The organism is Streptomyces sp. NPDC059248, from assembly GCF_042753905.1.
GTDB lineage: Bacteria > Actinomycetota > Actinomycetes > Streptomycetales > Streptomycetaceae > Streptomyces.
In genome coordinates, this window is record NZ_JBHYZV010000054.1 from 44,255 (window position 1) to 55,522 (window position 11,268).

11 protein-coding genes and 1 riboswitch are annotated in these 11,268 nt (G+C 70.8%); of the genes, 7 read left to right on the forward strand and 4 right to left on the reverse strand.

The window, feature by feature from the left end; all coding sequences use genetic code 11:
• Positions 1 to 98: 98 nt before the first annotated feature.
• Positions 99 to 1,901, reverse strand: coding sequence for a phosphomethylpyrimidine synthase ThiC (gene thiC / locus ACFXG1_RS22565; protein WP_384714217.1), 1,803 nt, complete (start codon positions 1,899 to 1,901; stop codon positions 99 to 101).
• A riboswitch (TPP riboswitch) is annotated at positions 1,895 to 2,073 on the reverse strand. Its footprint overlaps the gene before it by 7 nt.
• Before the next feature lie 72 nt (positions 2,074 to 2,145).
• On the opposite strand from thiC, the gene ACFXG1_RS22570 reads away from it, so the two are divergent.
• The gene (locus ACFXG1_RS22570; RefSeq protein WP_384714220.1) at positions 2,146 to 3,786 is read left to right on the forward strand and encodes a YibE/F family protein; all 1,641 of its coding nucleotides are present in this window, start codon (positions 2,146 to 2,148) and stop codon (positions 3,784 to 3,786) included.
• A gap of 198 nt (positions 3,787 to 3,984) precedes the next feature.
• Here ACFXG1_RS22570 and ACFXG1_RS22575 read toward each other — a convergent pair whose 3' ends face one another.
• The 3 genes from ACFXG1_RS22575 to ACFXG1_RS22585 form a co-directional block, all read right to left on the reverse strand.
• Positions 3,985 to 4,419, reverse strand: a complete 435-nt coding sequence (locus ACFXG1_RS22575; RefSeq protein WP_384744277.1) for an SsgA family sporulation/cell division regulator — start codon at positions 4,417 to 4,419, stop codon at positions 3,985 to 3,987.
• A gap of 783 nt (positions 4,420 to 5,202) precedes the next feature.
• On the reverse strand, positions 5,203 to 5,421 hold the full coding sequence (locus ACFXG1_RS22580) for a DUF5326 family protein (protein WP_384721824.1): 219 nt from the start codon (positions 5,419 to 5,421) through the stop codon (positions 5,203 to 5,205).
• 252 nt (positions 5,422 to 5,673) lie between these two features.
• Complete coding sequence (locus tag ACFXG1_RS22585) at positions 5,674 to 5,991, reverse strand: cupin domain-containing protein (protein ID WP_384721822.1); 318 nt, start codon at positions 5,989 to 5,991, stop codon at positions 5,674 to 5,676.
• Between the two features lie 101 nt (positions 5,992 to 6,092).
• On the opposite strand from ACFXG1_RS22585, the gene ACFXG1_RS22590 reads away from it, so the two are divergent.
• The 6 genes from ACFXG1_RS22590 (at position 6,093) to ACFXG1_RS22615 (ending at position 11,100) form a co-directional block, all read left to right on the forward strand.
• Entirely contained in the window at positions 6,093 to 7,235 is a 1,143-nt protein-coding gene (locus ACFXG1_RS22590; protein ID WP_384744280.1) for a cystathionine gamma-lyase, read from the forward strand.
• Between the two features lie 258 nt (positions 7,236 to 7,493).
• Positions 7,494 to 8,384 (forward strand): LysR family transcriptional regulator, encoded by an 891-nt coding sequence (locus ACFXG1_RS22595; protein ID WP_384714534.1) that lies wholly within the window; start codon positions 7,494 to 7,496, stop codon positions 8,382 to 8,384.
• An 87-nt stretch (positions 8,385 to 8,471) separates the two neighbouring features.
• Positions 8,472 to 8,951 carry an NUDIX domain-containing protein gene (locus tag ACFXG1_RS22600; RefSeq protein ID WP_384714531.1) on the forward strand — a complete coding sequence of 160 codons (480 nt, stop codon included), beginning with the start codon at positions 8,472 to 8,474 and terminating at the stop codon, positions 8,949 to 8,951.
• A gap of 108 nt (positions 8,952 to 9,059) precedes the next feature.
• Positions 9,060 to 9,626: a DUF2269 domain-containing protein gene (locus ACFXG1_RS22605; protein ID WP_384714528.1), complete on the forward strand. Its 567-nt coding sequence runs from the start codon at positions 9,060 to 9,062 to the stop codon at positions 9,624 to 9,626.
• Positions 9,627 to 9,631: 5 nt separating this feature from the next.
• A complete protein-coding gene (locus ACFXG1_RS22610; RefSeq protein ID WP_384714525.1) occupies positions 9,632 to 10,492 on the forward strand; it encodes a GNAT family N-acetyltransferase in 861 nt (286 codons plus the stop codon).
• Between the two features lie 152 nt (positions 10,493 to 10,644).
• Positions 10,645 to 11,100, forward strand: a complete 456-nt coding sequence (locus tag ACFXG1_RS22615) for a MarR family winged helix-turn-helix transcriptional regulator (RefSeq protein ID WP_384714522.1) — start codon at positions 10,645 to 10,647, stop codon at positions 11,098 to 11,100.
• Positions 11,101 to 11,268 lie beyond the last annotated feature (168 nt).

An 11,268-nucleotide genomic window follows, 5' to 3' on the forward strand; every position in this document is an offset into this window, starting at 1 on the left:
ACGGTGCCCTCGTATGCCCTCCTATGCCCTCAGATGCCCCCGGATGCCCTCGAACGGTGTGACCGGACGGTGCGGCCGGACGGTGCGGCCCGTCCCGGTCAGTCGGCCAGCGGCAGATAGACCCGGCTGCCGCTCGCCGCGAACTCCTTGGACTTCTGGAGCATCCCCTCGGCGATCTCCGTATCGCTCGCCCCGTCCACCGCCGCCGCATCCCCGCCGAACTGCTCGGCGATCGACCTGCTGATCTTCATGGAACAGAACTTGGGCCCGCACATGGAACAGAAGTGGGCCGTCTTCGCGGGCTCGGCGGGCAGCGTCTCGTCGTGGAACTCACGGGCCGTGTCCGGGTCGAGCGCCAGATTGAACTGGTCCTCCCAACGGAATTCGAAGCGCGCGTCGGAGAGCGCGTCGTCCCACTCCTGGGCGTCCTGATGCCCCTTGGCGAGATCCGCCGCGTGCGCCGCGATCTTGTAGGTGATGACCCCGGTCTTGACGTCGTCCCGGTTGGGCAGCCCGAGATGCTCCTTGGGCGTGACGTAGCAGAGCATCGCCGTGCCCCACCAGGCGATCATGGCCGCCCCGATGCCCGAGGTGATGTGGTCGTAGGCGGGCGCCACATCGGTGGTCAGCGGACCGAGGGTGTAGAACGGCGCCTCCTCACAGATCTCCTGCTGGAGGTCGATGTTCTCCTTGATCTTGTGCATGGGGACATGACCGGGGCCCTCGATCATCGTCTGGACGTTCATCCGCTTGGCGATCCGGTTCAGCTCACCGAGCGTGCGCAACTCCGCGAACTGCGCCTCGTCGTTGGCGTCCGCGATCGAGCCCGGCCGCAGGCCGTCGCCGAGGGAGTACGTGACGTCGTACGCCGCGAGGATCTCGCACAGCTCCTCGAAGTTCTCGTACAGGAACGACTCCCGGTGGTGCGCCAGGCACCAGGCCGCCATGATCGAGCCGCCGCGCGAGACGATGCCCGTCTTGCGGCGGGCGGTCAGCGGTACGTACCGCAGCAGCACACCCGCGTGCACGGTCATGTAGTCGACGCCCTGCTCGGCCTGCTCGATCACCGTGTCCTTGTAGATCTCCCAGGTCAGCTCCTCGGCCCGGCCGTCGACCTTCTCCAGCGCCTGGTACAGCGGCACGGTGCCGATCGGGACGGGGGAGTTGCGGAGCACCCACTCGCGGGTGGTGTGGATATTGCGCCCGGTGGAGAGGTCCATGACCGTGTCGGCGCCCCAGCGGGTCGCCCAGGTCATCTTCTCCACCTCCTCCTCGATGGACGAGGTGACCGCGGAGTTGCCGATGTTGGCGTTGACCTTCACCAGGAACCGCTTGCCGATGATCATCGGCTCGATCTCCGGGTGGTTCACATTGGCCGGCAGCACCGCCCGGCCGGCGGCGATCTCCTCCCGTACGACCTCGGGGGAGACGTTCTCCCGGACCGCCACGAACTCCATCTCGGGGGTGATCTCGCCCCGGCGGGCGTAGGCGAGCTGGCTCACCGCCCGGCCGTCGCGGCCCCGGCGCGGCTGGCGCGGCCTGCCGGGGAAGACCGCGTCGAGATTGCGCAGTCCGCCGCGCGGGGACGTGTGCTTGATCCCGTCGTCCTCGGGGCGCACGGGACGGCCCGCGTACTCCTCGGTGTCCCCGCGGGCGGTGATCCAGTTCTCCCGCAGCGGTGCCAGACCGCGGCGTACATCGGTCTCGACGGTGGGGTCCGTGTACGGGCCGGAGGTGTCGTACAGCGTGACGTCCCGGCCGTTGGTGAGGTGCACCTGACGGACCGGCACCCGGACGTCCGGGCGGGAACCCGTGACGTACCCCTTGTGCCAGCCCGGCGTGCGTTCGCCGTCGAGCGCCGGTTCGACGACGGCAGGCGTGCGTGCATCCTGAACGGTCATGAAGACCTACTCCCTACGCCGGCATTACCCGGTAACAGGTTCGGCGGTCGACGCAGCGGATCCCGTGGACGGCGTCCCGGGGCGTACACCTGGTTCGTGTATCGCCCGGCGACGTGTCGACGGAGGTCAGCGCCCTCTCAGCCCGGTGCTCCGAGCTCCCGCGTGTGCAAAGGTGACACCAACGCTAGCGCCAATTCTGGCGTGCTGAACAGGGGCCCCCGCCCGTTCTTGCGATGATCGGTCGGTGACGTCATCAGCGCCCGGCCCTCAACGGGGTCCCGATTCCCGGTACACGTACGGCTCCGCGGACGGCGGTGACCAGGGGTACGTTCCCGGCCACGGCCCCGCGCCGCCGCACGCGCACGACCACGACCACGGCCCCGCCCGGACCCACGACCACACCCCCACCCACGGCCACGGCCACGAGCACAACCACGCACCGGCACCGACACCGCCCCCGGTCCCGGTCCCGCCCCCCGCTCCGGCGGAGGATGAACACGGCCGGGGTCAGGGCCACGGGCACGGGCACGGGCACTCCCATGGCCATTCCCATGGGCATTCCCATGGGCACGGGCCCGCCGCGCCCGCGTCACGGCAGCTGCGCCGGGTGATCGCCGCGGTGCTGATCCCGTTCGCCGCCGCCGTCGCCGTGGGTATGGCGATCCTCTGGCCCGGCGCCGACCCCGGCCATGAGCGCACCGGCGTCGGTTTCGACCGGCAGACCGAGTCCGCGACCGTGGCCAGGCTGGAGAAGGTCGACTGCAAGTCCGTCAACGCCGCCCCGGCGGCACCGAGCGGTGACACCGCCGCGCCCCAGGGGGGCAAGGCGGACGCGGCACGGAGCAGCACGTGCGAGAAGGCGACGATCGAGATCACCAGCGGTCCGCACAAGGGCCGCACCTTCGGCGAGATCGTCCAGCCGGACGCGACACGGAAGCTGGAGCGGGGGCTGGAGGTCGTGGTGGCGTACTCCCCCGGCGCGCCCCGCGAACTCCAGTACTCGGTGATCGATGTGAACCGCCGGATGCCGCTCGCCGTCCTGGCCGGGATCTTCGCCCTGGCGGTGGTGCTGGTGGGACGGATGCGCGGGCTGATGGCGCTGGTGGCACTCGCCGTCTCCTTCGGCGTGCTGACGCTCTTCATCCTCCCGGCGATCCTGGACGGCTCCAATCCGCTGCTCGTGGCGGTGGTCGGGGCGAGTGCGATCATGCTGATCGCGCTCTACACCTGTCATGGCATCACCGCCCGTACCTCGGTCGCCGTCCTCGGCACGCTGATCTCGCTGCTGCTGATCGGACTGCTGGGCTCGATCTTCATCGGCTGGTCCGTGCTCTCGGGCAACACGGACGACAACACCGGTCTGATCCATGGGCTCTACCCCGAGATCGATATGAGCGGGCTGCTGCTGGCCGGGGTCATCATCGGGTCCCTCGGGGTGCTCGACGACGTGACGGTGACCCAGACGTCGGCGGTGTGGGAGCTGCGTCAGGCGAATCCCGGGATGGGTCCCCGGGCGCTGTACGGGGCCGCGATCCGGATCGGCCGGGACCACATCGCGTCCGTGGTCAATACGCTCGTCCTCGCCTACGCGGGCGCGGCGCTGCCGCTGCTCCTGCTGTTCAGCATCGCGCAGAGCAGCATGGGGGCCGTCGCCAACAGCGAGTTGGTGGCGCAGGAGATCGTCCGGACCCTCGTCGGCTCGATCGGTCTGGTGGCCTCGGTGCCGGTGACCACTGCGCTGGCGGCGCTGGTGGTCTCGGCGGACGGGGCACGTGCCACCGCCGCGGCCGGAGCCGCCGCACCGGGCACGGGCGGCGTCGGTGGCGGTGGCGGTGGCGGTGGCGGCAGGGGAGGCCGGTCGAAGGGCCGCCGCCGCAAGCGGTAGCGGCCCCGGCCGGGCCGGCGATTCCGTTCGTACGGCTCCGTTCGTACGGTTCCGGCCCGGCGCGGCTCCGTTCGTACGGTTCCGGCCCGGCGCGGCTCCGTTCGTACGATTCCGTTCGTACGGCTCCGGCCCGGCGCGGCTCCGTTCGTACGGCTCCGTTCGTACGGCTCCGGCCCGGCGCGGCTCCACCGGCGCGCGCTACCCCGCGTTCTCCTCCGCGAGGATGCTCCGCAGCACCTGGTCCAGTTCGGCCCCGGAGTCCACGTGCGCCTGCTCCTGGCCGAGCGGTACGAGCCGGTCCGTACGGTCGAGGAAGGCCACGATCGGCGCGGCGCTCACCTGGAACAGCGCCTCCTCGTCGCAGACCCGGAGCCGGATCGCCACATCGGCCAGTTCGTCGGGGCCGAGCGGTGTGATGTGCACATCGCCGTCCCCGCTCGGCCCCACGATCCCGTCGAGCAGCAGATCCCGGCCGAAGGCCCAGCTCACCGGCGCGTCCCCGGGCAGATGGAAGGTCATCCGCACGGCGTACGGATCCGCCGCCGCGTACCGGAGCTCCACCGGGATCCGGAACGACAGCTCCTCGGAGACGAGGAAGCTCATCAGGACCTCGGCCTGGACCGACTCGTGCATCGTGTACCCCGCAGTGACGAAAGCCCGGATAGGGCCTGGTGGCAGCCTTCTTGACGAAGCCTGGCGAAACGGGTCAGGAAGGATTCCCCTGACTCTCTCCTTGCAATCGTGCGTTATGTGACCGCGAGACTACAAGGAGTGATTCCTTCATGTGCTGATAGAGACGGCGAGTGAGCCGAGGAGACCGCCAACTCGCGTCCGGAACGGCTCGATCGACGGAGGTAATCGTTCCTCCTGATCGAGCGGGACGGATCTCGCCGTCGTCACCGCCGTGCCGGCACCCGGTCCGCTGCCGCGACGATTCTGCACAGGCCGCAAGGGGGTTCCTGGCTCGCCGGAGCCGAGCCTTCCGAGCGCGTCACCGAGGACGGGAACCCCTCGTTCGCGGTGGAGACGGCCCTCATGGGCGAGCGTGCGCAGCACGTGATACGCGGCGGAAGCGCCGCCGTTCGTCGTGGCCACGGATCACCCCCAGGCAAGGTGGCGGGGCGGCGCCCCGCCCGCGGGGGCCGTCCCCGTGCGATCGCCCGCCGCGGCGCCCGGATCCCCTGACCCCGTCCGGCCTCCCCGGCCCGTCCTGCGGAGACCCGAAACGGACTCCGGCGAGACGGCGCCGAGCGGCCCCGGAGGGGCGCTCACAAGCGTGCGAAAGGGCGCACTAGGGGTGGTGAATCCGCGTACCCGGCGGCGGACTGCCACTGTAATGGCCATTCAACCGTCTGTAACCGGGTAAGGCCCCGGGTTCCCCCGGCCGGGTTAACGGCCTTACCCGGTCGCGGTCGGCTACCAGCCCCCGCGGGAGTTCGACGACCCCTTGAACTTTCTGACGACGAACACCAGTGCGCAGACGAGGGCGACCAGCGCCAGCACCTTGAAGAGCAGACCGATCAGGATCCCCACGACGTTCGCGATCAGCCCGCCGAAGACCAGCAGGGCCAGTACCGGCGCGACGACCCACTTCACCCACCACGGAAGCCTCGCGGCGATCTCCCGTACAGCCATCGGTCCTACCTCGTCTCCCTGGTGATGTTCCGCGGCCTTCCAACGCGTTGGAACGCGTTCGAACGCCTTCCAACGCCTTCCACGACGTTCTTCGGTCAACCATCGGTCGACCGCATTCCCGCCCTCGATGCTAAGCGGGCGGGCGGCGCGACGGGGTCCGTCGGGCCCCCGGTCTCCCCTGAACGACCCCCTAGGGATCACCGGCCCCGGTCTCCGCTCCCGGGTGGAGACGGCGGTCCCGCCCCCGCCGGTTCAGGCCTCGGGTGGCGAAAAGACCACCATGACCCGCAGATCCTCGGTGATGTGGTGGAACTTGTGCGGCACCCCGGCCGGCACATAGACGACACTGCCCCGGGCGACCGGGGTCGTCTCCGTCCCCACGGTGATCGCCGCCCGGCCGCTGACGACGAAGTACACCTCGTCCTGGCCGTGCGGCTGCTGGGGATCGAGCGCCCCGGCCTCGAGGGCGTACAGGCCGACCGACATATTCCGCTCGCGCAGGAACTGGAGGTACGCGCCGTCGTTGGCGGCGCGCTCCGCCTCCAGTTCGTCCAGCCGGAATGCCTTCATCGTGCTCCGCCCCTGCTTCCGTCCCGATCACGCCTGTCACGATCACGTCTGTCACGATCAGACACAGGAAGATTTTCCCAGTCAAGGGGCGGAGGCGGGTCGTGGACGCGGGTATCGGAGACGGGACCAGGGCGGTACGGGCGGGGCTGCCCGAACCGGTGAAGTACGAGCCGACCCTGCCGGGCCCGGCCTTCGCCGCCCATTTCCATCTGCCCGGCGAACCCACCGGCCCCTACACCTACGGACGGGACTCCAATCCCTCCTGGACCCTGCTGGAACGGGCCATCGGGGAGCTGGAGGCCCCGGGTGAGGACGTCGACACCACGGTCTTCGCGTCGGGCATGGCGGCGGTTTCGGCCGTGCTGTTCTCCCGGCTGCGCGCCGGTGACGCGGTGGTGCTGCCCAGCGACGGCTACCAGGCGCTGCCGCTGGTGCGCGACCAGTTGGAGGCGTACGGCATCGAGGTGCGGACCGCGCCCACCGCGGGCGACGCCCAGTTGTCGGTCCTGGAAGGGGCCCGTCTGCTGTGGATCGAGAGCCCCTCCAATCCGGGGCTCGACGTCTGCGACATCCGGCGGCTGGTCCGGGTCGCGCATGCCCGGGGCGCCCTGGTCGCCGTCGACAACACGCTGTCCACGCCGCTCGCCCAGCGACCGCTGGCGCTGGGCGCCGACTATTCGGTGGCCAGTGACACCAAGGGCATGACCGGCCACGGCGATCTGCTGCTGGGCCATGTGACCTGCCGCGACGCCACCCTGGCGGCGGATGTGCGGCGCTGGCGGAAGGTCGTCGGGGCGATTCCCGGGCCGATGGAGAGCTGGCTGGCCCATCGGTCACTGGCCACCCTGCATCTGCGGATCGACCGGCAGTGTGCCAACGCGCTGGCCCTGGCACAGGCGCTCGGCGAGCGCCCCGAGGTGACCGGACTGCGGTATCCGGGCCTGCCGACCGACCCCTCGTACACCCTGGCCAACCGGCAGATGCGGCGGTACGGCGGGGTGCTCTCGTTCGTCCTGCCCGACCGGGACCACGCCGAACGCTTCCTCGACGCGCTGCGGCTGGTGGACGACGCCACCAGCTTCGGCGGGGTGCGGTCGTCGGCCGAACGGCGCGGGCGCTGGGGCGGGGACGCGGTCCCGGAGGGCTTCATCCGGCTCTCGGCGGGCGCCGAGGACACCACCGATCTGGTGGCGGACGTCCTCCATGCCCTCGAAGAAGCCGCCGAAACCGCCGAAACCGCCTGAGCCGATGAAGCCACCGAAGCGACCGGCTGACGGCGGGCGGCGTGAGGCCGGGCACGGGCGCAGGCACGGGCACGGGGCCGTAGTCGGACGGTCCGAGCCTCCCCCCTCGTGGCTCGGACCGCCCCGGTTCCTCCCCGGGGAACCGCCCCACAAGGCTAGTTGACTCTGCGTCAGTGTCCAATCACAGTAACGACAGCGGCCTATCGACTTATTTATCGTTGTCCGATCCGCGGACACCGTCGCCGGGAGGTGCTCGATATGGATCTGGCCCTGCTGCGGACGTTCGTCACGGTGCACCGGGCCGGTTCGTTCACCCGGGCCGCGGCCCTCCTGGGCCTCTCCCAGCCCGCGGTGACCGGCCAGATACGCACACTGGAACGCCAGTTGGGCAAGCCGCTCTTCCTTCGGCAGGCCAGGGGGGTCACCCCGACCAGCGTCGGCGACGAACTCGCCCATCGGGCCGCCCCGCATCTGGACGCCCTGGTGGAGATCGCCGAATCCGGTCTCGACGAGGAGGCGGGCGTACGGACCCTGCATCTGGTGGGGCCACCGGAGTTCATCTCCTTACGGGCCCTGCCCGCGCTCACCCCGCTGCTCTCCCAGGGGCTGGCGCTGCGGGCCTCGTTCGGAAAGGCCGAGGAGTCCCTGGACGGCCTGGGGGCCGGCCACCACGACCTCGCCATCACCACGGCCCGGCCACGCGGCGGGCTGTTCGCCGCGACCCCCCTCTGCGACGAGGAGCACATTCTGGTCGCCTCGCCCCGCTGGGCGGCCCGGCTGGGGCCCGATGTGCTGCGCGGCGGCCGGGTGCGGCTGGAGCAGTTACCGGTCGTCGAGGTCCATGAGTCGCTGCCGCTGGTCTCCCGCTACTGGTCCACCGTCTTCGAATCCCCGCCCGCGGCCGCGGGCGCGGTCATCGCCCCCGATCTGCGGGCGGTCCTGGACGCCGCCGCCGCGGGCGCCGGGCTCGCCGTACTGCCGCGTTATCTGTGCGAGGACGCGCTGGAACGGGGCCGGGTGGTCCCCCTGCTCGATCCGCCGGTGCCCCCGTTGCGGACGTATTTCCTGGTCGTACGGGCCGGGACGCTGGCGCTGCCGCATATCTCCCGGGCCCATGAGTGGCTGATGCGCGCCGCCGCCGACTGGTGACCCGAAGCGCCGACGGACCCCGGTCTCCCGCCCCGCGGCGACAGCCCGGGGAGTTTCAGAGCGCCCCGTACGGGCCAAAGTCCAGACATGACCGAACGTCCCGTGGTCAAGCGCACCGCACGCGCCGTCCTGCTCGACGGCGACGATCTGATCCTGATCAAGCGCACCCGGCCCGGAGTGGATCCGTACTGGCTGACGCCCGGCGGCGGGGTCGAGCCCGGGGACGCCACCGTCGTCGACGCGCTGCACCGCGAGGTGGACGAGGAGTTGGGCGCCAAGATCACCGATGTGGTGCCCTGCTTCGTCGACACCGTGGAGCACATCGGAGACGGCGGGGTGACCGGTGTGAAGGTGCAGCACTTCTTCGTCTGCCGGCTGGCGTCCATGGATCCGGCACGACGGCACGGCCCGGAGATCGAGGAACCCCGGGGCGAGTACGAGATCGTCCGGGTCCCCTTCAGCCGGATGGGGATCGCCGGGGTCCATCTGGTCCCCCTCTCCCTGCGCCACTACCTCGACGGCAATATCGAGGGAGTACGCGCACTGCACTCTCCGGACCTGGGCTGACACCCCCGTCCGGCCATCGCGGCCGGAGGCGGCTACCTCCGCTCGCGTACGGGCGGTTACTTCCCCGGTGGGACGCCCCGAGCCACCCCGAACGGCACGGTGTTTCACGTGAAACCACTCAGCCGACGCGTCCGCCGGACCTTCCTCGTCATCCATATCGCCGCCTCCGCGGGCTGGCTCGGGCTCACCCTCGGGCTGCTCGCCCTGGCGATCACCGCCGTGACCACGGACCCGGTACCGGCGGGACCCGCGGCCCCCGGGGACACGATCGAGGCCGCCGTCCGGTCGATGCGGATCTTCACCCAGTGGCTGGTGCTCCCGCTCGCGCTGCTGACCCTGGGCAGCGGTCTGGTGCTGGCCCTCGGTACGCCCTGGGGTCTGGCCCGGCACCGCTGGGTCCTCACCAAGTTCCTGCTCACCACGGCCACGGTCATCGCCACCGTCCTGGCGCTCCGGCCCGGGATCGACGACGCGGCCGGGAGCGTGGCGGCCGGTGCCGTTCCGCCGCCCGGTGATCTACTGGGCGGGCCGATCGTGTCCTTCTGCGCCTATCTCTTCATGACGATCGTCTCCGTACTCAAGCCCTGGGGTCCGACCCGGCGGGGCCGTCGGTTGCGGGCCGGATTCAGTTCCCGGAAAGCACTGGACGAGCGATCATCGGGGCGTACAGTCTGACCTCTATGTCGACAGCGCTCCCCCAACTGCCCATCCGCCGACTCACCAGGGACGACCTGAGGCACTGCGCCGACCTTGCCGAGGACCGGGGCTGGGCCCGGACCGAGAGCGTGTGGGGGCTGCTGCTGGCCGCGGGTACGGGGTTCGGGATCGACGCCCCCGAGGGAACGGGGCTGGCCGGCTGCTGTGTCCTCACCCCGTACGACCCCGGCTTCTCGGCCGTCGGAAAGCTGCTGGTCGCCGGGCGGTACGGCCGTCAGGGACTGGGGCGGCGGCTGATGGGCCACATCATGGCGGCGGCGGGCGAGACCCCGCTGATGCTGTTCGCCACCCCTCAGGGCCGGCCGATCTACCAGAAGCTGGGCTTCGTCGAGACCGGCCGGGTCGAGCGGATCCTGGGCCGCCTCGACGACGCGGCCGACGCCGCGGCGACGGAGGCGGTGACCCGTCGGGCCACCGCCGAGGACATCCCGGCGATCGTCCGGCTCGACGCCGAGTGCTTCGGCGCCGACCGCACCCATATGATCACCCGGCTGCCCGCGGTCGCCGACCGGCTCTGGGTGGCGGAGGACGGCGGAGAGATCATCGGCTATGCGGCGGGCTGGCCCACCTCCGAGGGCTACGGCATCGGCCCGCTGACGGCCCGCGACACCCGTACCGCCCGGGCGCTGCTCGTCACGGTGGCCCGGAGCGTCGACGGTCCCGTACGGACGAATATCCACGACGAGCACAAGGAACTGCTGGACTGGGCCGTCGACCACGGGATGGCGCCCGTCACCACGAACGTGGCGATGACCTACGGCGTCGGTGAACTCCCGGGCGACCGCCGCCGCGCCTTCGCCCCGCTCTCCCTCGCCACCGGCTGACGCGCTCCCCACCGGCTGGCACACCCGATCCCCGACCCGAACCCGGACCGGACGGTTGCAGGCGCGGGATATTGCGGACGATGACTTTCGACTAACCTGGATTCCCGTCGCTCCGGCGCTCAGGGCGCGGACGCGACCCGGAGGAGGATTCCATGCCCGCGACCGATCCCGCCCTCACCGGCCTCGCCCAGAGCTGGTGCGCCCTCTCCCTGCTCCACGGGAAGATCGAGACCCGGGTGGAGCGGGCCCTGCAGAGCGGCCACGGTCTGAGCGTGCGCGAGTACTCCCTGCTGGACGTCCTCAGCCGACAGCACAGCGGCCCCGGCGGCCATCTCCAGATGAAGCAGGTCGCCGATGCCGTCGTGCTCAGCCAGAGCGCGACGACCCGGCTGGTGACCCGGCTGGAGGACCGGGGGCTGCTGACCCGCTATCTCTGCGAAACCGACCGCCGGGGGATCTATACCGATGTGACGGAGGCCGGACTGGCCCTGCTCACGGAGGCCCGCCCCACCAATGACGCCGCCCTGCGCGAGGCGTTCGACGAGGCCGCCGAGAACCCCGTACTCGCACCGCTGGTCCGGACCGTCGAAACGCTGCATACGCCGTAGGCGACGCTCTGCGGATCCTGCCGGGCCCGACCCACGGGACACGGCCCGTTTGGCCTGATCCACAAGAGACGACCTAGGTGTATTGACCTGCAACGTTGTTAACGCGGCTGATCGGCGGCTTGCCGGCCAGTGCGGTGTGGCTGCGGTGGTGGTTGTAGGTGTGGAGGA